At 72.3% G+C, this 20168-nt stretch carries 18 protein-coding genes; 9 read left to right on the top strand and 9 right to left on the bottom strand.

Annotated elements, in window-relative coordinates:
• Positions 1 to 19 precede the first annotated feature (19 nt).
• Complete coding sequence (locus tag ACTYVM_RS14420; protein ID WP_445526338.1) at positions 20 to 1489, top strand: peptidoglycan D,D-transpeptidase FtsI family protein; 1470 nt, start codon at positions 20 to 22, stop codon at positions 1487 to 1489.
• 44 nt (positions 1490 to 1533) lie between these two features.
• The gene (locus tag ACTYVM_RS14425) at positions 1534 to 2052 is read left to right on the top strand and encodes a DUF3291 domain-containing protein (protein ID WP_445526339.1); all 519 of its coding nucleotides are present in this window, start codon (positions 1534 to 1536) and stop codon (positions 2050 to 2052) included.
• Here the strand turns inward: ACTYVM_RS14425 and ACTYVM_RS14430 are convergent.
• Positions 2034 to 3146, bottom strand: a complete 1113-nt coding sequence (locus ACTYVM_RS14430) for a ferritin-like domain-containing protein (protein ID WP_445526340.1) — start codon at positions 3144 to 3146, stop codon at positions 2034 to 2036. The two genes, ACTYVM_RS14425 and ACTYVM_RS14430, sit on opposite strands and share 19 nt — an antisense overlap.
• A gap of 151 nt (positions 3147 to 3297) precedes the next feature.
• On the opposite strand from ACTYVM_RS14430, the gene ACTYVM_RS14435 reads away from it, so the two are divergent.
• The 4 genes from ACTYVM_RS14435 to ACTYVM_RS14450 all read left to right on the top strand — a co-directional run bounded on the left by ACTYVM_RS14435 (position 3298) and on the right by ACTYVM_RS14450 (position 6827).
• Positions 3298 to 4236: an AurF N-oxygenase family protein gene (locus tag ACTYVM_RS14435; protein WP_445526341.1), complete on the top strand. Its 939-nt coding sequence runs from the start codon at positions 3298 to 3300 to the stop codon at positions 4234 to 4236.
• Positions 4237 to 4599: 363 nt separating this feature from the next.
• Positions 4600 to 5259, top strand: coding sequence for a TetR/AcrR family transcriptional regulator (locus tag ACTYVM_RS14440; RefSeq protein ID WP_400029086.1), 660 nt, complete (start codon positions 4600 to 4602; stop codon positions 5257 to 5259).
• Between the two features lie 10 nt (positions 5260 to 5269).
• A complete protein-coding gene (locus ACTYVM_RS14445) occupies positions 5270 to 5572 on the top strand; it encodes a DUF8847 domain-containing protein (RefSeq protein ID WP_445526342.1) in 303 nt (100 codons plus the stop codon).
• Between the two features lie 103 nt (positions 5573 to 5675).
• Positions 5676 to 6827, top strand: coding sequence for a C40 family peptidase (locus ACTYVM_RS14450; protein ID WP_445526343.1), 1152 nt, complete (start codon positions 5676 to 5678; stop codon positions 6825 to 6827).
• Here ACTYVM_RS14450 and ACTYVM_RS14455 read toward each other — a convergent pair.
• The 5 genes from ACTYVM_RS14455 to ACTYVM_RS14475 are packed head-to-tail and all read right to left on the bottom strand — an operon-like array spanning position 6791 to position 12577.
• Complete coding sequence (locus tag ACTYVM_RS14455) at positions 6791 to 8053, bottom strand: styrene monooxygenase/indole monooxygenase family protein (protein WP_445526344.1); 1263 nt, start codon at positions 8051 to 8053, stop codon at positions 6791 to 6793. The genes ACTYVM_RS14450 and ACTYVM_RS14455 overlap by 37 nt on opposite strands.
• Before the next feature lie 58 nt (positions 8054 to 8111).
• Positions 8112 to 8753, bottom strand: coding sequence for a GTP-binding protein (locus ACTYVM_RS14460; RefSeq protein ID WP_445526345.1), 642 nt, complete (start codon positions 8751 to 8753; stop codon positions 8112 to 8114).
• On the bottom strand, positions 8734 to 9150 hold the full coding sequence (locus tag ACTYVM_RS14465) for a DUF742 domain-containing protein (protein WP_445526346.1): 417 nt from the start codon (positions 9148 to 9150) through the stop codon (positions 8734 to 8736). Before ACTYVM_RS14465 ends, ACTYVM_RS14460 begins: the two co-directional genes overlap by 20 nt.
• On the bottom strand, positions 9147 to 9656 hold the full coding sequence (locus tag ACTYVM_RS14470) for a roadblock/LC7 domain-containing protein (RefSeq protein ID WP_445526347.1): 510 nt from the start codon (positions 9654 to 9656) through the stop codon (positions 9147 to 9149). The genes ACTYVM_RS14465 and ACTYVM_RS14470 overlap by 4 nt, the downstream gene beginning before the upstream one ends.
• The gene (locus tag ACTYVM_RS14475; RefSeq protein ID WP_445526348.1) at positions 9653 to 12577 is read right to left on the bottom strand and encodes a sensor histidine kinase; all 2925 of its coding nucleotides are present in this window, start codon (positions 12575 to 12577) and stop codon (positions 9653 to 9655) included. The genes ACTYVM_RS14470 and ACTYVM_RS14475 overlap by 4 nt, the downstream gene beginning before the upstream one ends.
• 417 nt (positions 12578 to 12994) lie before the next feature.
• Here ACTYVM_RS14475 and ACTYVM_RS14480 point away from each other — a divergent pair, with 417 nt between their 5' ends.
• Positions 12995 to 13783, top strand: a complete 789-nt coding sequence (locus ACTYVM_RS14480; protein WP_445526349.1) for a protein phosphatase 2C domain-containing protein — start codon at positions 12995 to 12997, stop codon at positions 13781 to 13783.
• A gap of 58 nt (positions 13784 to 13841) precedes the next feature.
• Here ACTYVM_RS14480 and ACTYVM_RS14485 read toward each other — a convergent pair whose 3' ends face one another.
• Positions 13842 to 14333: a MarR family winged helix-turn-helix transcriptional regulator gene (locus ACTYVM_RS14485; protein WP_445526350.1), complete on the bottom strand. Its 492-nt coding sequence runs from the start codon at positions 14331 to 14333 to the stop codon at positions 13842 to 13844.
• A gap of 296 nt (positions 14334 to 14629) precedes the next feature.
• On the opposite strand from ACTYVM_RS14485, the gene ACTYVM_RS14490 reads away from it, so the two are divergent.
• Complete coding sequence (locus tag ACTYVM_RS14490) at positions 14630 to 15448, top strand: lysozyme (RefSeq protein WP_445526351.1); 819 nt, start codon at positions 14630 to 14632, stop codon at positions 15446 to 15448.
• Between the two features lie 249 nt (positions 15449 to 15697).
• Here the strand turns inward: ACTYVM_RS14490 and lon are convergent, their stop codons facing one another.
• Together lon and ACTYVM_RS14500 are read right to left on the bottom strand one after the other, a co-directional pair.
• Complete coding sequence (gene lon / locus ACTYVM_RS14495) at positions 15698 to 18130, bottom strand: endopeptidase La (protein ID WP_445526352.1); 2433 nt, start codon at positions 18128 to 18130, stop codon at positions 15698 to 15700.
• Positions 18131 to 18275: 145 nt separating this feature from the next.
• Entirely contained in the window at positions 18276 to 19091 is an 816-nt protein-coding gene (locus ACTYVM_RS14500) for a rhomboid-like protein (RefSeq protein ID WP_445526435.1), read from the bottom strand.
• Between the two features lie 390 nt (positions 19092 to 19481).
• Between ACTYVM_RS14500 and ACTYVM_RS14505 the strand changes: the two genes are divergently transcribed.
• On the top strand, positions 19482 to 20159 hold the full coding sequence (locus tag ACTYVM_RS14505; RefSeq protein ID WP_445526353.1) for a spermine/spermidine synthase domain-containing protein: 678 nt from the start codon (positions 19482 to 19484) through the stop codon (positions 20157 to 20159).
• Positions 20160 to 20168 lie beyond the last annotated feature (9 nt).

Genomic DNA, 20168 nt, shown 5'->3' on the forward strand with positions numbered 1-20168 from the left:
CCCGTGAGGAGGCCGTCCGTTGACCCGGTGCATCCGGCATGCCGAGGCCTTCTGCGTGCTGCTGCTGTCGGCGCTCCTGGTGAACATCGCCTGGTTGCAGGTGTTCCAGAGCCCGAGGTACGGCGGCAACGCGGCCAACCGCCGCCCGGCCATCGTCCGGTACCAGCAGCCGCGCGGCGAGATCCTGGTCGGCGGCCGGCCGGTCACCGGCTCCAAGGACACCGGGGAGCAACTGCGCTTCGAACGGACCTACATGGACGGGCCGTTGTACGCGCCGGTGACCGGCTTCGCCTCGCAGCTGTACGGGACGACGTTCCTGGAGCACTCCGAGGACGGGGTGCTGTCGGGCTCGGATCCGATGCTCGCGGGGTTCGCGCTGTGGAGGGGCTTCGGGGACGGGCAGAGCCCGGGCGGCAACGTGGTGACGACGATCGACCCGGCCGCCCAGCGGGCCGCGTTCCAGGGGCTGGGCGGACGCAGGGGTGCGGTCGCGGCGATCGAGCCGACGTCGGGGCGGATCCTGGCGCTGGTGTCCACGCCCTCGTACGACCCCTCGCTGCTGTCCGGGAACGGGCCGACGGCGTCGGCGGAGTGGGCGCGGCTGAACGGGGACCCGGAGCAGCCGATGCTGAACCGGGCGGTGCGGCAGACCTATCCGCCGGGTTCGACGTTCAAGGTGGTCACCGCGGCGGCCGCGCTGGACGCGGGCGTGGTGCGGGACCTGGACGAGCCGACCGACTCACCCGACCCGTACCTGCTGCCGGGCACGTCGACGTGGCTGTACAACGAGGCCGACGACTGCGAGGACGCCTCCCTGCGGCATGCGTTCGAGTGGTCGTGCAACACGGTGTTCGCGAAGCTGGGCGTGGACGTGGGGGTGCGGCGCATGCGGGCCGCGGCGGAGGGGTTCGGCTTCAACGACAAGGAGGCGGGGATCCCCTTCTCGGTCGCGCCGAGCACCTTCGACACCAAGGTGGACCGGGCGCAGCTCGCGCTGTCGTCGATCGGGCAGTACAACACGCGGGCCACTCCGCTGGAGATGGCGATGGTGGCGGCGGCGGTCGCGAACGGCGGGCAGGTGCGGTCGCCGTACCTCGTGGAGCGGACCACGCGCCACAACGGGGGCACGATCTCCGCGGCCGGTTCCCCGCCCGCGCGGCAGGTGATGCGCCCGGCGACCGCGGCGCGGCTGCGGGAGCTCATGGCCGACGTGGTCACCGAGGGCACCGGCGGGAACGCGGCGATCCCCGGGGCCACGGTGGGCGGCAAGACGGGCACCGCCCAGCACGGCCTGGGCAACGCCGGCACGCCGTACGCCTGGTTCGTCTCCTGGGCGCAGGGCGACGACGACATGGAGCCGAAGGTCGCGGTCGCCGTCGTGGTGGAGGACACGTCCGCGCGGCGGGGCGACATCAGCGGGGGCGGTACGGCGGCGCCGATCGCCAGGGCGGTGATGGAGGCGGTGCTGCACGCGCCGCCCGCTGGGTGAGACGGGGGTGCCGGGAACGGCGGAGGCCGACCTACGGTTCCGGCATGACGATTCCGGCATCGGTGCACGAACTCGCCCAGGTCAACATCGCCCGCCTCAACGCCCCTCTGGACTCACCGCTGTTGAAGGACTTCGTGGACGCACTCGACCCGGTGAACGCCGACGCGGACGCCGCGGACGGTTTCGTCTGGCGGCTGCAGAACGACTCCGGCAACGCGACGGACGTGGCCGCCTTCGGCGACGCGTGGCTGATCGTCAACATGTCGGTGTGGCGCGACGCGAACGCACTGACGGCCTACATGTACCGGGGCCGGCACCGGGAGATGCTCGCCCGCCGCAGGGAGTTCTTCGAGCGGCCGACGGAGGCGGTCACCGCGCTGTGGTGGGTTCCGGCGGGTCACCGTCCGACGGTGGCGGAGGCGGAGGAACGGCTCCTGCACCTCCGTGCGCACGGTCCGTCGGAGTACGCGTTCACCCTGCGGGCGTCGTTTCCGCCGCCGCGGGCGGTGCCGGTGACCGGCGGGGCGCCCGAGGGGCCGGGTGATCAGCCGGTGGGGCGCTGACCCTCCTCGATCGCCTCCGCCACCTCCGCCACCCGCTCCCGTTCCTCGGCCTTGAAGCGTTCCGCGTCCAGTCTCTCGGCGATCTCCTCGTCCTGGGCCATGAGCTGGTCCAGGCTGGAGTCGCCCATCTCGAAGACGCCCATGTCGACGTAGGCCTGCTGGAGGCGCTTGCCCCACAGGCCGATGTCCTTGACGCAGGGGACGATGCGACTGAAGAGCAACTTCCGGAAGAGCTGGAGGAATTCGGAGCGCTCGCTGAGCGCGTCGGCCTCCGCCCGGGGGATGCCGAAGTTCTCCAGGACCTCCACGCCGCGCAGGCGGTCGCGCATCAGGTAGCAGCCCTCGATGACGAAATCCTCGCGCTCGCGCAGTTCGGCGTCGGTGAGCCGGCGGTAGTAGTCGCGCAGAGCCATGCGGCCGAAGGCCACGTGCCGGGCCTCGTCCTGCATGACGTAGGCGAGGATCTGCTGGGGCAGCGGCTTGTTCGTGGTGTCGCGGATCATGCCGAAGGCCGCCAGGGCGAGGCCCTCGATCAGTACCTGCATGCCCAGGTACGGCATGTCCCAGCGGCCGTCGCGGAGGGTGTCGCCGAGGAGGGACTGGAGGTTGTCGTTGATCGGGTACAGCATCCCGATCTTCTCGTGCAGGAAGCGGCCGTAGATCTCGGCGTGCCGGGCCTCGTCCATGGTCTGGGTCGCCGAGTAGAACTTGGCGTCCAGGTCGGGGGCGGACTCCACGATCCGCGCGGCGCAGATCATCGCGCCCTGCTCGCCGTGCAGGAACTGGCTGAACTGCCAGGCCGCGAAGTGGCGGCGCAGCTCGCCCTTGTCACGGTCGGTCATCTTCGCCCAGTGCGGGGTGCCGTAGAGGGTCATCGCCTCCTCGGGCGTGCCGAGCGGGTCGTACGGGTCCACCTCGAGGTCCCAGTCGATCCGCTTCTGCCCGTCCCACTGCTTGTCCTTCCCCTTCTGGTAGAGGGCGAGGAGGCGGTCGCGGCCGTTGTCGTACTCCCAGCTGAAGCGAGCCGCGCCGGTCGCGGGGACCTGCCAGTGCGAGTCCCCCGGATCCCTGGCGTACAGGTCGTAGGTCGGCATACCTCGCAGGTTCACACGTAGACGCCGAGTCAACAAGTCGTGTGCGAGGGATTGACGAGCTTGCTGACAGGCAGTCTCATAAGAGGCGGAGAACCTGACCCCGGGCAACCAGCCGACCCAGCCACATCCCGTACGACGAGGTGGGACAGCCATGACGACCGTGACGGAAGACGGCGCGCTCACGGACCTGCGCGACGCGCTCGGCCTGCTGAAGGACCGGGAGCAGGTGGCCGAGCGGCTGCTCGACTCTTCCGCCAGGCACTCCTTCGACCCGGACAAGGAGCTGGACTGGGACGCGCCCTTCGAGGAGGGCAAGTGGTTCTGGCCGCCGGAGCTGGTGTCGCTGTACGGCACGCCGTTGTGGAAGCGGATGGGCGAGGAGCAGCGGATCCTGCTCTCCCGGCACGAGGCCGCGGCGCTCGCCTCGCTCGGCATCTGGTTCGAGCTCATCCTCATGCAGCTGCTCGTGCGGCACATCTACGACAAGGCGGCCACGAGCGCGCACGTGCGGTACGCGCTGACCGAGATCGAGGACGAGTGCCGGCACTCGAAGATGTTCGCGCGGGTGATAGCGCGCGGTGAGACGCCCTGGTACCCGGTGAGCCGGGCGCACCAGAACCTCGGCCGGCTCTTCAAGACGATCTCCACGACCCCCGGGTCCTTCACGGCGACCCTGCTCGGCGAGGAGGTCCTGGACTGGATGCAGCGGCTGACGTTCCCTGACGAGCGGGTGCAGCCGCTGATCCGGGGCGTGACGCGGATCCACGTCGTGGAGGAGGCGCGCCATGTCCGCTACGCGCGTGAGGAGTTGCGCCGGCAGATGCTGACGGCGCCGAAGTGGTCGCAGGAGTTCACCCGGGTCACCTCGGGCGAGTTCGCCCGGGTCTTCTCGGTGGCCTTCGTCAACCCCGAGGTGTACATGAACGTGGGCCTGGACAAGCGGGAGGCGATGGCTCAGATGAAGGCAAGCGGGCACCGGCGGGAGGTCATGCAAACGGGCGCGAAGCGGCTGACGGACTTCCTCGACGACATCGGCGTCCTCCGCGGCGTCGGCCGCCGCCTCTGGCAGTCCTCGGGCCTCCTGGCCTGACCGAACGGGCCCGCCCGGGGCAACGGACGGGCCGACGCCCCCACCCGACGCCCGGGGCCGGCGCCCTCACCCGGGCCGGGTCCCGAGACCCCGCCGCCGTGGGCGGCCGGTGGTCCGGCACCCCCAGTCCGCCACACCCGGTCCGGCACCCCGGTCTGCCGTCCTCGGTCCGCACGCCCCGTCGCCCCCGGCTCCTGCCCCGGTCCGCCGTGACCGGTCCGGCCGCAGCGGGTTCGGCGGCAGCGGGTTCGGCCCCGGGCGGGGCGGTCCCGAGTGGGGCGGTCCCGGGTGGGCGGTCGGCTTCGCCGGGCCTTGGGGGGCGAGGCATAGGTATGGGCCGAGGGGGCGATTACGCTGCTGGTCATGAGCCCTGCCGCGTCCACTCCCGCGTACCGCCGCCTCAGCGTCGAGGAGCGGCGGGCCCAGTTGCTCGACGCGGCTCTGTCCCTCTTCGCGCACCGGGCGCCCGAGGAGGTCTCGCTGGACGACGTGGCGGAGGCGGCGGGGGTGTCGCGCCCGCTGGTGTACCGGTACTTCCCGGGCGGCAAGCAGCAGCTGTACGAGGCCGCCCTGCGGTCCGCCGCCGACGAGCTGCGGTACTGCTTCGACGAGCCGCAGGAGGGCCCCCTGCTGCCCCGCCTCGCCCGCGCCCTGGACCGGTACCTGGCCTTCGTCGACCAGCACGACGCCGGCTTCACCGCGCTGCTCCAGGGCGGGAGCGTGGTGGAGACCTCCCGGACGACGGCCATCGTGGACGGCGTGCGCCGGGCCGCCGCCGAGCGGATCCTGAGCCATCTCGGGGTCACGGACCCCGGCCCCCGGCTGCGCATGACCGTGCGGATGTGGATCACGGCCGTGGAGGCCGCCTCCCTGATCTGGCTGGACGAGGACAAGCAGCCGCCCACCGAGGAGCTGCGGGACTGGCTGGTCGAGCAGTTCGCGGCGGCGCTGACCGTGACCGCCGCCCGGGACGCGCAGACCGCCGAGCTGGTACGGCGCGCCCTGGCCTCGGCGGATGGCTGACACTGGTGCCGTGAAGAGCGAAGACACCCCCTTCGAGGGCGGCCCGATGGACGGGCGGGTCCTGCCCGTACTGGTCGGGCCCACCGGGAACCCGCCGAAGACCTACCGCATCCCGGTGCCGGACGCCGCGGGCGGCCCGCCCACCGTGCTCGTCTACCGTCGGGTGCCGCGCGGGCACAGCAGACGGCTGGGGCTGCCCAAGGGGTGGAAGTACGAGTTCGATCCCGAAGGCAGGAGCGGTGGCCGGCTGAAATGGCCGTGGTCCAAGCCGGAGACCCGGCCCGGTGGCAAGCCGGGTGACACGGGCGGGTGACCTCGTTGCGCCGCACGGCGCACCAACGGCTCAGAAAGTCGGCTCATACGTCGAATCCTCCCGGTGCGGAGCGGAAACACCGCCCCGCACGGGAGGTGATGACGTGTCAGGAAAGGTGCCGCGTCTGGTGTGTACGGCGGCGGTGGCGGCGCAGGCCGCCTTCGCACCGGTGGCCGCCGTGGCCGCACCCGCGCCGCAGGAGCCCGGACAGCGCTCCGTCGCCGTACTGCTGACGGACCTTCAGACGCTCTACCGGCAGGCCGAGCAGGCCACCAGGACCTACAACGCCACCGCCGCGCAGCTGAAGCGGCAGCGCGTCGAGACCGAGCGCCTCGACGCCGACCTCGACGCCGCCCGGCGCGCCCTGGACGACAGCCGCGCGCAGGCGGCCCGGCTCGCCCTCCAGCAGTACCAGGGCAGCAGCACCGGACTCTCCCCGTACCTGCGGCTGCTGCTGGCGCCCGACCCGCAGACCGCGCTGGCGGAGGGGCATCTGATCGGACAGCTGGCACGGGAGCGGGCCGAGACGGTCAAGCGGCTCACCGGCAACGAGAAGAAGGCCGCCGACCTCGCCGGCAAGGCCCGCAGGGCGCTCGACACCCGGGGCGCGCTCGCCCGGCGCCAGCGGCAGGCCCGGGACGACGTCCGGGCACGGCTCCACGCCGTGAAGAAGCTGCTGGCCTCGCTCAGCGCCGAACAGGTGGCGACGCTCACCCGGGCCGAGACGAACGGGGTCCCCCCGGCGCGGCACGGGTTCCCGGGCACCGGGGCGCTCAGCGGTGCCCGCACACCGTCCCAGGAGGGCGACGAGGCCATGCGCTACGCCGTGCGCCAACTCGGCAAGCCGTACCAGTGGGGTGCCACGGGCCCGCAGGCCTACGACTGCTCGGGACTGACCTCGCGGGCCTGGCGGCACGCGGGGACGTCCATCCCGCGCACCAGTCAGGAGCAGTGGGCGCGGCTGCAGCACATCCCGCTCAGCGCGCTCCGGCCCGGCGACCTGGTCGTCTACTTCCGCGCGGCGACGCATGTCGCCCTCTACCTCGGCGACGGGATGGTGGTGCAGGCCCCGCGGCCCGGCACGAGGATCAAGGTCTCACCGGTCGCGTCCAACCCGGTACTGGGCGCCGTACGGCCGGACCCGGACGGGGAGCCCCTGCTGCGCTACACGCCGCCGAAGCTCCCCCGCGGCGCCCTGTCCGGGCCGGACGCGAGCCTCTATGCGGCGGACGCCGCGGAGACCTCGGCGAGATAGGCCTGGGCCTTGTCCGGGTCGAAGAAGAAGTTCTCCAGGTCGGCCGGGTCGTCGAAGCAGTTCACGAAGCGGTCGGCGACCGGCTGGAGCTGACCGGCCGCACCGAGGACGTTCAGGACGTGCTCCGGCGGCGGGGCGAGCATGGCGTTGGTCCACTTGGTGACGTGCTGGGCGGTGGCCCAGTAGCGGTCGAACGTCTGCCGCATCCATTCCTCGTCGAACGGCTTGTCGCCGTGTTCGATGATGGCGGCCAGGTACGCGGCGGCGCACTTGGAGGCCGAGTTGGAGCCCTGCCCGGTGATCGGGTCGTTGGCGACGACGACGTCCGCGACGCCGAGGACCAGCCCGCCGCCGGGCAGCCGGCCGATCGGATTGCGCACGGTCGGGGCGTAACGACCGGCCAACGTGCCGCCCGCGTCCGTGAGTTCGACGCCGGCGGTCCGGGCGTGCTCCCAGGGCAGGAACGTCTTCATCAGGTCGAGTGTGAGGGCGAGGTGCTCGGAGGGGTCCTTGATGCCGCGGAAGGCGTCGAGCGGCCCGCCCGGAATGCCCTCCCAGAACAGGATGTCGGCACGGCCGGAGAGGGTGTGGGTCGGCATGATGAACATCTCGCCGACGCCGGGCACCAGGTTGCAGCGGACCGCGTCGAACTCCGGGTGCTCCGGACGCGGGCCCAGGCCGTGCACGTACGCCACCGCCAGCGCGCGCTGCGGCTCGCTGTACGGGGAGCGGGAGGCGTCCCGCTCGAACATCTTCACCAGCTCGCCCTTGCCCGCCGAGACGAGGACGAGGTCGTACCTGCGGGAGAAGTAGTCCAGGTCGCCGACCGCGGCGCCGTGGATGACGAGTTGGCCGCCGCGCTCGGCGAACGTCTCCATCCAGCCGGCCATCTTCACCCGCTGGTCGACCGACTGGGCGTACCCGTCGAGCCTGCCCACCCAGTCGATCGCGCGCTGCGAGGGACCCGGGTCGAAGGAGCCGGGGGCGGCGACCGAGACGCCGAGCCCCTCGATGTTCGGGGCCTGGGACTCCCAGAAGTTCAGCTTCAGGTCGCGCTCGTGCTGGAGGGCCGTATGGAACATGCACTGCGTCGACATGACCCGGCCCGCGCGGATCTCGTCCGCGGTCCGGTTCGACATCAGGGTGACCTCGTACCCGTGCGACTGGAGTCCGAGGGCCAGCTGGAGACCGGACTGACCGGCCCCCACGACGAGTATCTTCCGCATACGGGTGCTGCCTCCTACGACGTCGGGACTGCTCGCTGGACTGCTCGGGGGGCGAGTACTACTCGGGGGTCTCCTCGAGTGCGTGGGCCACGAGGGCCAGCAGGGTCTCGATGGCCGACATCCGGCGCCGCGCGTCCATGATCATGATGGGTATGTGTGCGGGGATCGTCAGCGCCTCCCGCACGTCCTCCGGGTCGAACTCGTCGCTGCCCTCGAAGTGGTTGACGGCGACGATGTACGGCAGCCCGCAGCTCTCGAAGTAGTCCAGCGCCGGGAAGCAGTCCTTCAGGCGGCGGGTGTCGGCCAGGACCACGGCGCCGATCGCGCCGCGCACCAGGTCGTCCCACATGAACCAGAACCGCTGCTGGCCCGGCGTGCCGAACACGTAGAGCACGAGGTCGTCGTCGAGCGTGAGCCGGCCGTAGTCCATGGCGACCGTGGTGGTCACCTTGTCCGGAGTCTCGGTGAGGTCGTCGGTCCCCTCGCTCGCCTCGGTCATCAGCGCCTCGGTCTGCAGGGGCGTGATCTCCGAGACGGCGGTGACCAGCGTGGTCTTGCCGACGCCGAAGCCGCCGGCCACCACTATCTTGGTGGCGACCGGGGCCCGGGTGCGGTCCGTCTGCCAGGGCTGCAAGTTCTCGTCGGGCTCGTCGACGAGCGGGGAGACGCCCACGGCGGCGTCAGAGACGGCGGAGTCCACTCAGCACCCTTTCCAGCAGTGCGCGGTCCGGCCGGCCCGTGCCATGACCGGTTCCGGTTCCGTACACACGGATCTTTCCCTGGTCCGCGAGGTCGCTCAGGAGCACGCGGACCACGCCGAGCGGCATCGTCAGCAGCGCGGAGATCTCCGCCACCGTCCGCATCCGGCGGCACAGTTCGACGATGGCCCGCACCTCGGGCATGCCCTGGTTGGCCAGCGAGCCGTTGGTCAGCTCCTTGCGCTCCTCCGGGGCCTCCAGCGCGGCCACGAACGTCTCCACCTGGAGGACGTGGCCGAAGCGGGTACGGCCGCCGGTGAGCGAGTAGGGACGGACGCGGGCGGCCTTGCGGTCGCCGCCGCGCACCGGGAGCTGCCGCTTGGACGTACTGCCGCTCATCGGGTCGCTCCTTCGGTGCTCCCGTCGGTTTCCAGGGACTTGCGCAGTTCGCTGCGGAGTTCCGGCGTCAGGACGTGTCCGGCGCGGCCGACGAAGAGTGCCATGTGGTACGCCACGACACTCATGTCGCACTCGGCGGAGCCGTGCACGCCGAGCAGCGACCCGTCGCTGATCGACATGACGAACAGGCTGCCCTCGTCCATCGCGACCATCGTGTGCTTGACCTCGCCGGACTCCATCAGCTTGGCGGCGCCGAGGGTGAGGCTGCCGATGCCGGAGACGATGGTGGCGAGGTCGGCGGCGGAGCCGCGTGGACCGGTGCGGGGCGCTTCGCGGGGCCGGCGGGCCTCGTCGATGCGACCGGGGTCCGAGGAGAGGAGCAGGAGGCCGTCGGAGGAGACCACGGCCACGGATTCGATGCCGGGCACCTCCTCGACGAGGTTGCTCAGCAGCCAGTGCAGGTTGCGGGCCTCACTGCTCAGTCCGAAGGTACTGGGCGCGGTCAACTGCTTGCCTCCTCGACTGTGCCCCCCGTGGTCTGGTCGGCGATCTCCGCCTCCGCCTCGCGGTAGCCCTCCCGTGCTCCCCGGTGGAAGCCGCCCAGGCGACGGCGGAGCGCCTCGGCGTCCACGGAAGCGCTGCGCTGGCGCGGTGCCGGGGCGGGGGTGGCGATCCTCGGGGTGCGCTTGGGCAGGCCCTTGGCGGTGACCTCGTCCTCCGACGCGTCGGGGGTGCGGTGGTGTTCCGCCTCGGCTTCGCCGTCGGCGGGGGTGTTCTGCTGCGGGGGCAGTGTGGTGCGGGTCGTCCCGGCGCCGCCTCCGGCCGGTTCGTCCGCTTCCGCACGAGTCTGCCGCGGGAGGGGCGCGAAGGCCTCGGCCGCGTCCTCGTCCGGGTCGCTCCCGGCCGCGGTGCCGGCAGGGGTCTCCCGGGGGGCCTGCTCGACGTCGGCGGGGTCGGGGTGCGGGCGCGCCGGGTCCGGCTCACCCGCGGGCGACGGGAGCAGGAGTTCCATCGTCGTCTCGGACGGCGACGGCGGTTCCTCGTCCGCCGGCTCCTCGGCCGCCGGTCCCCCGGAGGTGGCCGGCTCCTCGACGGTGGCCGGCTCCTCGGTGGACGGCTTTCCGGTGGCCGACTTCTCGTCCGCCGGTGCCTCGTTCGTCGCCTCCGCCTCGCGCACCGCCTTCTCGGCCAGCGCGACCAGGGGGTCGATGCCCTCGGCGCGGGCGGGCAGGACGTTGGAGTTGGCCTCGGCGTCGGCGCCGGGCAGGTTGACCGCGGGGGCCTCTCCGGAGGCCGGGGCGGAGGCCGCGACGGCGGAGGCGGGCGCCGCCGCCAGCACGGACTTCGGGACGACCACGACGGCCGCGATGCCGCCCTGCTTCTGCTCGCGCAACTCGACGCGCGCGCCGTGCCGGTGGGCGAGGCGGGCCACGACGTACAGGCCGAGGCCCAGGCCCTTGTCGCCCTCCTTGTCGTAGGCCGACTTGGGGTCGAACTCGGTGAGGCGGGCGTTGAGGCGGGTCAGCCGCTCCTCGGGCACGCCGATGCCCTCGTCCTGGACGGAGAGCATGACCTCGCCGTTCTCCAGGAGCCAGCCGGAGACCTCGACGGGCTGGTCCGGCGGGGAGAACGAGGTGGCGTTCTCCATGAGTTCCGCCAGCAGGTGGGACAGGTCGTCCGCCGCGAAGCCCGCCACCTGCGCGTGCGGCGGCAGCGCGGCGATGCGGACGCGCTCGTAGCGCTCGATCTCGCTGACCGCGGCGCGTACGACGTCGACCAGCGGGACCGGCCCGGCGTGCTGCTGGACCTGCTCGGAGCCGGCCAGCACGAGAAGGTTCTCGCTGTGCCGGCGCATGACCGTGGCGAAATGGTCGAGCTTGAAGAGGGTGGAGAGACGGTCGGGGTCCTCCTCCCGGTCCTCCAGACCCTCGATGACGGTGAGTTGCCGCTCCACCAGGCCGAGCGTGCGCAGCGCCAGATTGACGAAGCTGCCGCCTATGCCGCTGCGCAGCCGCTCCAGCTGGGCGGCGGAGTCGGCGAGTTCGGCGCGCAGCTCCTCGCGGGCGTCGGCCATCTTCTGGCGCTGACCGACCAGGTGCTTGCGGTCCGCCTCCAGCGTGGCGATCCGCTCGGCGAGCGCGACGGCCTGCGCGTGCAGGGTATTGACGGAGCGGACGACCTGGGCGAACTCGTCGTTGCGACCGGTGAACTTGACGGGTTCCTCGGTGGCCGGGTCCTGCGCGCCGGCCAGCCGGGCCGAGCCCAGGCGCAGCACCGCGAGCGGCCGGGTCAGGGTGCGGGCGAGCGCGGTGGTGATGCCGAGGGTGACCAGCAGCAGGGCGCCGAGCAGGGCGATGCGGATCTCCAGCGCGGTGACGTCGTCGTCGCGAAGCTGCGCCAGGCCCTTGGTGCGGTGGTCGTACAGGGAGGACTCCGCGCCGCGCATCAGGTCGACGCGGGCGCTGAGCGCGGCATCCGCCTTCTTGACGCTGGTGTCCAGGTCGGTGTCGGAGAGGGTCGGCTGCCCAGTGAGCGAGGCGAGGTACTTGTCCGCGGTGTCGACCTCGGCGCCGCTCACCGTGGAGTCGTACACCGCGCGGGCCCCCTGGGGCGCGGTGCCGCGGAAGCCGGCGAGGGCGGCGTCGGAGCGCAGCCGGGCCTGCTGGGCGGCGGCGCTCAGGGCGTCGCGCTGCTTGGTGTCGGCCTCCGAGGAGGTGTTGGCCTGCGTGGGCAGGCCGGTGATGGGGTTGTAGACGGTCTGCGTGGTGTAGGGCACGTTCAGCGCCGCGAGCAGCAGCCCGCGGGTCGCGGCGGCCTCCTGGACGGCGGTGTCGAGCTGGGCGAGCGCGTGGGCGCCGGAGCCGGCCCGTGCGGGCATCCGTTCGGCCAGCTGCTCGGCCAGCTTGTGCAGGTCGGTGATGGCGGCGGAGTAGGTCTCGTGCGCCTGGAGGGCGGTGCTCCTCCCGGTGAGCGCGGTGCGGCGCACGGCGGCTATGCCGTCGAGGTCCTTGCGCAGCCAGGCGGGCACGTCGGGGTCGGCGCGCAGCTCGTCGACCTGGCGGTCCACGCGGGTGCTGCGCTGCTCGGAGGGCGCCTTGTCCTTGGGGCGGCCGGCGGCGACGTAGGAGGTGACCTCGTCGCGCTCGTCGGCCAGCGAGTGGGCGAGGGCGAGCGCGTCCTGGGTCTGCCCGGCGAGTGCCACCAGGTTCTGTGAGTCGTTCACCTGCCCCGAGGCGGCTATCAGGGAGGGCGCGCCCGCACCGGCCACCGCGGCGGCCACGACGGCGACGGCGGCGATCAGACGGTTGCGTACATGCGTGGGACGGCCCTTGCCGACGGGGGTGACGGGCGGCGTGCCGGGCGTCTGCGCCGGGTCTCCTGCCATGGCCGTCTGCTTACCTGCGCGCCGAGGCCGCTTCATCTGCACCGGTGCTCGCATTCCTGTACTCGTGTACTCATGGGCCCGGGTGGTGCCCCGTCAGCTGGCGCGGACAGGTGCGTACACCCTCCCCGCGCTCTCGACTCCGCTCGAGCAGGGGGGACCTGCATCGGTTCCCGACCCTCCCAGTGCCGGTGGGCAGTGGTCCTGCATCGTCCGACCGGCCACCCGAAGGAGTGAACCCCGGAGGGGAGTTGGCGGGCAAGTTCCTCCGGCGCATGCGCGGGCGCCGCGCGGTGGGCCGGTTGGACGTCTGCGGCGGGCTTTGGCAGTATTCGCCGCCACGTCTTCCCGGAGTGATCCAATTCAACCCAAAACAGGCGTCTGACCTGCGCCGCCTAGTCGATTCCCGGATGGTCGCCACCCTTTCGCAGACGCTGTGAAGGGCTCGTGCAGACTGGCCGGATGCGCACTGAGGTTGTTTCGGAGCCCGGCCGTCCCGACTGCCCCAACGAGGACTTCGCGAGTGTCGGACTACCCGCTTCTGGACAGGGTGGTTGCCTGGTCGTCCTCGACGGGGTGACACCGCCGCGGACCGGCACGGGGTGTTCGCATGCGGTGTCCTGGTTCAGCGCCCGGCTGGGCGGTGCGCTGACCGAACTGACGGTTTCCTGCCCAGATCTGACACTGCCGGAGATTCTTTCGCGCGCAATCCTCCGTACCGCCGAGGCACACGCTCCGACCTGTGACCTTTCTCACCCGCGCACACCTCAGGCAACCGTCGTTCTGGCCCGCTGGTCATCGGAGGCGGTCGAGTACCTGGTGCTGTCCGACTCCGTCCTGCTGCTGGAGTCGCCCGACGGTTCGGTCACCCCGGTCCTGGACGACCGGCTGGCCCGCCTGCCACGGGCCTCGCTCGCCACGGACGCGCTCATCGACGCCGTCGTGCGCAACAAGGAGGGCGGCTTCTTCACCGCGGCGGCGGATCCCTCGGTGGCCGGCCGGGCCGTGACGGGCAGCGTGCCGCGCGGTGAGGTCCGGGCGCTGGCCGCGCTGACGGACGGGGCGGCGCGCTGGGTGGAGAAGTTCCACGCGGGTGACTGGGAGCGGTGCCTCGGTCTCGTACGCGAGGAGGGGGCGGGCGCGCTCGTGGGCCGGGTGCGGGCCCTGGAGACGGCCGACAAGGAGGAGCGGACGCACCTGCGGCGCAGCAAGACGCACGACGACGCGACGGTGGTCTTCGTGGAGCCCTGAGCGGCCGGCCGACGCGTCGACGCCGACGCGTCGACGGGCCGGCGGGGGACTCCTTCTCCTACTTCTCCGTGACCTCGTTCAACTCGTGCAGCAGCCGGGCCAGTTCGGCGACCTCGTGGCGGTCCCAGTGGGCGAGCTGGCTGACGTAGCGGGCGCGGCGGGCCTCGCGTACCTGGCCGACCCGGCGGCGGCCGTCGTCGGTGAGGGCCACCAGCCAGGCCCGCCCGTCGGCGGGGTCCGGTTCCCGGGCGACGAGGCCGAGTTCCTCCAGGGCGTGCAGCTGACGTGACATGGTCGCCTTGCCGACGCCGATGTACCCGGCCAGGTCCGTGGCGCGCTGACGACCGCACTCCTCCAGGCGGACCAGCAGCCCGTAGGCGGCGGGCTCCAGGTGCGGGTGGACCTCGCGGGCCATCTCGCCCTGATTGGCCCGCGCGCGCCGCATCAGCACCGTCAGTTCCCGTTCGAGGGACAGGAACTCCCGGTCCGCACCACCCGGCGACACGGCGGACACGACCTCACGTCCGCCGCTGTTCACGTCTTCGTGCACGTCAGCCCCTGCCTGAAGGTTTCCCGTTCCTGAAAGTTTCCGCCCGCCGGCGCCATCACCGCAGCTCCGTCAGTATTTCGCAGGCGTAGACCATCGGCAGACTCCGGGCCCCCTTCCCAGGCCCCGGTCTACGTGCGTAGCTTCTTTATCGGGCACTTACTGCCATGCTCACGCCACTGCTGTCGCCCGCGGGTCGCGGGTCGGCGTGGCTGCTCGTCAGCGCGACCGGGATATGCCCATGATCAGGACATACCCGTATCCCCCCACCGAGCACCATCGAGCTTCGGAGGCATGCCATGTCCGTGCACAGATCCGGAACGGCCCGTTTACGGCGGTTCGGCGTCGCGGGAATCCTGCTCACCGCGTTCTCCCTGCTCTTCACCCTCCCTTCCGCCGCGGCCACCGTGCCCGCGCGCGGCTCCGCCTACATGGGCATGGGCATCGTGGAGCACGACGGCCAGGGCGGCACGCCGGCCGGTGCGGACGCCACCCAGACCGAGGGCGTCGACGTGGCCAGCTACCAGGGCAACGTCGCCTGGTCCACGCTGTGGAGCAGCGGCGTCAAGTGGGCGTACACGAAGGCCACCGAGGGGACGTACTACACGAACCCCTACTTCGCCCAGCAGTACAACGGCTCCTACAACGTCGGCATGATCCGCGGCGGGTACCACTTCGCGACTCCGGACACCACCAGCGGGGCCGTCCAGGCCAACTACTTCGTCGACCACGGCGGCGGCTGGTCCCGTGACGGCAAGACCCTGCCGGGCGCCCTCGACATCGAGTGGAACCCGTACGGGGCCTCCTGCTACGGCCTGTCGGCGAGCGCGATGGTCAACTGGATCGCCGACTTCCTGAACACCTACAAGGCCCGCACGGGCCGGGACGCCGTGATCTACACGGCCACGAGCTGGTGGACCGAGTGCACCGGCAACTACGGCGGCTTCGCCGCCAACAACCCGCTGTGGATCGCCCGTTACGCCTCGGACCCGGGCACCCTGCCGGCCGGCTGGAGCTACTACACCATGTGGCAGTACACGTCGTCCGGCCCGACGGTCGGCGACCACGACAAGTTCAACGGCGCGCTGGACCGGGTACAGGCACTCGCCAACGGCTAGTGCTGCGACACTCCGCGGCCGGGGCAGGCGCCCGCCAATGGCCAGCACCTGATCCCGGGGACACGCGGGGACCGCCGCGTCCCAGGGCGCGGCGGTTCGGCCTGAGGCTCGGGATGGCGATGCCGCCCGAGCCCCAGGCGTGCGGGCGGCCATACGGCCGCGAGCCCCGGAGCGCGGCCGTAGCGCCGGAGTCCCGCCGCCCGGGCAGCCGGGGAACGGTCGCCGCCCGGGACGGTCCGGGCGGACGGGTCACGCGGCGGCCGGAACCTCCGGCGACGTGTCGTTCGTCGCGGGGGCGAGGGCCAGTTCCAGGACCTGGCGGACGTCGGCGACGGTGTGGACGTCGAGCTTGTCCAGCACCTCCGCCGGGACGTCGTCCAGGTCGGGCTCGTTGCGCTTGGGGATGACCACCGTCGTCACCCCCGCGCGATGGGCGGCGAGCAGCTTCTGCTTGACGCCGCCGATCGGCAGCACCCGGCCGGTCAGCGAGACCTCGCCGGTCATCGCCACGTCCGTGCGGACCAGGCGGCCCGACAGGAGCGAGGCGAGCGCGGTCGTCATCGTGATGCCCGCGCTCGGACCGTCCTTCGGCACCGCGCCCGCCGGGAAGTGGATGTGCACACCCCGGTCCTTCAGATCGCCCACGGGCAGCTCCAGCTCGGCACCGTGGCTGCGCAGGAAGCTCAGCGCGATCTGCGCGGACTCCTTCATCACGTCGCCCAGCTGACCGGTCAGGGTCAGCCCGGCCGCGCCCGTCTCCGGGTCCGCGAGGGACGCCTCGACGAAGAGGACGTCGCCGCCGGCCCCGGTGACCGCGAGCCCCGTCGCCACGCCCGGCACGGACGTACGGCGCTCGGCCGGGTCCTGGGCGGACTCCGGAACGTGGTGCGGACGGCCGACCAGCCCGCGCAGCTCACCGTCGGTGACGGTGAACGGCAGCTCCCGCTCCCCCAGTTCGTGCTGGGCCGCGATCTTGCGCAGCAGCCGCGCGATGGACCGCTCCAGGGTCCGCACCCCCGCCTCGCGCGTGTACTCGCCGGCGAGCCTGCGCAGCGCGCCCTCCTCGATCGTGACCTCCTCCGGGTGCAGACCGGCCCGCTCCAGCTGGCGCGGGAGCAGGTGGTCACGGGCGATGACGACCTTCTCGTCCTCGGTGTAGCCGTCCAGGCGCACGATCTCCATCCGGTCGGCCAGCGCCTCCGGGATCGCCTCCAGGACGTTGGCCGTGGCCAGGAAGACGACGTCGGACAGGTCCAGCTCCACCTCCAGGTAGTGGTCCCGGAACGTGTGGTTCTGTGCCGGGTCCAGGACTTCGAGCAGGGCCGCGGCCGGATCGCCGCGGAAGTCGGAGCCCACCTTGTCGATCTCGTCCAGCAGGATCACCGGGTTCATCGACCCGGCCTCCTTGACGGCGCGCACGATCCGCCCGGGCAGCGCGCCGACGTAGGTACGCCGGTGGCCGCGGATCTCGGCCTCGTCGCGGACGCCACCCAGGGCGACGCGCACGAACTTCCGTCCCATCGCGTGGGCGACGGACTCGCCGAGGCTGGTCTTCCCCACGCCGGGCGGCCCGACGAGCGCGAGCACGGCACCGCCGCGCCGCCCGCCGATCACGCCCAGGCCCCGGTCGCCGCGCCGCTTGCGCACCGCCAGGTACTCGGTGATCCGCTCCTTCACGTCCTCCAGGCCCGCGTGCTCGGCGTCCAGGACTGCCTTGGCGCCCTGGATGTCGTAGGCGGAAGCACTGTCATCGGTTCGCTCGTTCCACGGCAGGTCGAGGATCGTATCGAGCCAGGTGCGGATCCAGGAGCCCTCGGGCGAGGCGTCGGAGGCCCGCTCCAGCTTGTCGACCTCCTTGAGCGCCGCCTCCCGCACCTTCTCCGGCAGGTCGGCGGCCTCGACACGGGCGCGGTAGTCGTCGGACTCCTCCCCCTCGCTCTCGCCGCCCAGCTCGCGCAGCTCCTTGCGCACGGCCTCCAGCTGGCGCCGCAGCAGGAACTCGCGCTGCTGCTTGTCGACGCCCTCCTGGACGTCCTTGGCGATGGACTCGGCCACGTCCTGCTCGGCGAGGTGGTCGCGCAGCCGCTGCGTGGCGAGCCTGAGACGGGCCACCGGGTCGGCGGTCTCCAGCAGCTCGACCTTCTGCTCGGTGGTCAGGAAGGGCGAGTAGCCGGAGTTGTCGGCGAGCGCGGAGACGTCGTCGATGGCCTGCACACGGTCGACCACCTGCCAGGCGCCGCGCTTGCGCAGCCAGACGGTGGCGAGCGCCTTGTACTCCTTCACCAGTTCGGCGACCTGGCCGGGCACCGGCTCGGGCACGCTCTCGTCGATCCGGGTCCCCTCGACCCACAGTGCGGCGCCCGGCCCGGTGGTCCCGGCACCGATCCGCACCCGACCGCGACCGCGGACGAGCGCGCCCGGATCGCCGTCGGCCAGCCGGCCCACCTGCTCGATGGTGCCCAGCACACCGGTCCTGGCGTAGGTCCCCTCGATCCGCGGCACCAGCAGCACCCTGGGCTTGCCCGGCTCGTCCCGCGCGGCGGCCTGCGCGGCCTTCACCGCGGCCCGTACCTCGGCGTCGCTCAGATCCAGCGGAACCACCATCCCGGGCAGCACGACCTCCTCGTCGAGCGGCAGCACGGGCAGGGTGAGCGGTGTGAACGCGGTGGACTCAGCAGCCATGATCTCCCCTTCGGCAGTCAAGTTGAGTTATGCCGACTCAATGCACGGAGCGGGTCGATTGTTCCCCGGCGCCTGTTCGCTCTGAGCGATCGGCCTTCCACACACCGCGCACGCAGGGGGAGGGCGAGCGGCCGTCCGGGGCGACTCAGAGGGTCTCGGACGCGGCAGCCGCCACTAGCCGCGCCTGGCGCCAGCGGCGCACCACCGGCCACGTCACCACGCCGAGTCCCACCGCGATCAGATGGCCCCAACTCGTCATCGGGTCGGCGAACGCGGCCAGGTCCTGGACCAGCATGCCCACGAACACGGCGAGCAGGGGCCAGCGCAGCCAGGGCGTGAGCAGGCCGGCCAGGGCACCGAGGCTGGCCGCGACGCCGAAGCTGATGCCGTAGTCGAGGCGGTGCGCCGAACTGCCCGGCAGGCGGCCCGCGAGCACGGCGAGCCCGACCGGCACCTCGGTGGCGAGGGTGGCCAGCACGTGCCCGAACAGGAACACACCGGCGGTGCGCAGCCCTCCTATCCGGCGCTCCAGCGCGGTCAGCACCAAAAGGAAGCAGAGGGAGTACGACGACACGACGGCGCCCGCGATCCACAGCGCGCTGGCCGGCAGCACCAGCAGGGGCGCCCGCAGGAGGTGGGCGACGTCCGTGCTGGAGCTCTGGTGCAGGGACTCCACCACCGCGGGATCGGCGTACCGGGAGACGAGCGACGTGGCGGCGAGCAGGGCCGCGTACCCGAAGGTGAACGGGGTCCCGGTGGGACCGGGCAGCAACCGCCACGGACGCAGAGCCCGCAGACGCCGCAGGCCCCGCGGATCGCACAGCCCCCGCAGCCCCGCGGCGGGTCGTGCCGCGCGGACGGGCTTCGTGCGCGCGCCTCCCGGGATGGCGCCGCGCGCCCACGCCCGCTGCTGCGGCAGGCCGTCCAGCACCTGCGGCACCTCCGTCGGCGTGCCGCTCACGACCGCGTCCGCGCCCCCGCCGAGGACCGCACCCTCCGCGCCCGCGTCCTCCACGTCGTCCGCGTCCCCCGCATCTCCCGCGGGCAGGCACGGGCCCGAGGGTGGCGGCGGGCCCGAGGGGCCGGTGGTCGCGGTCCGTTCCACGGTGCGGCGCTCCTTCCGTCGCGGTCCACACTTCGTGTCCCGGGCGCCCCTGTCCATGACCGGCGCCGCCCACGCGGCGATTCTCAGCAACCTATTAAGTTTGCGGCCACCGCGGCCACCCCGGCCACCTCAGCGGCACCGGCGGCACCGGCACCCCCGACTGCCCCGCCGCCCGCGACGCGCTCGCACACGGGTGTCACCCGTAATTCACGTGGCCTTGTAGGCCCGTTGGGGCAGGATGGCCCCATGACCGGCTCGTACGACGCCCCTGAGGTGCTGGACCGCCGCGAGGGCCCCCACGGCGAGGTCGTGCTGCGCCGGCAGGGGGCGCTGCTGCAGATCATCGCCAACGGCTGCTTCCTGATGGACACCTCCGACGGGCGCTCCGAGCGCCTCCTGGTCGACGCGGCGCTCGCCGCGCTGCCGAAGCGGCGGGCACCGAGCGTGCTCATCGGCGGCCTCGGCGTCGGCTTCTCGCTCGCGCACGCCGCGGCGGACCAGCGCTGGGGACGCGTCACCGTTGTCGAACGCGAACGCGCGATCATCGACTGGCATCGCGGCGGCCCCCTCGCCGAACTCACCGGCGACGCGCTGGCCGACCCGCGCACGGAGGTCGTCGAGAGAGACCTGATCGCCTACGTCAATGAGACATCCGACACGTTCGACGCGCTGTGCCTGGACATCGACAACGGCCCCGACTGGACGGTCACCGAGGACAACGAGGAGCTGTACGGACCGGCCGGACTGGCAAGCTGCGCAAGGGTGTTGAAGCCGGGAGGGGTGCTCGCGGTGTGGTCCGCGAAGCCCTCTGCGGAATTTGAAGGAACCTTGCGGAATGTCGGGTTCCGACAGGTGCGCACCGAAGAGGTCCCCGTTGCCCGGGGCGTTCCGGACGTCGTGCACCTCGCGGTCCGACCTGGATAGCAAAGGTGC

This window comes from Streptomyces cyslabdanicus, assembly GCF_052663305.1.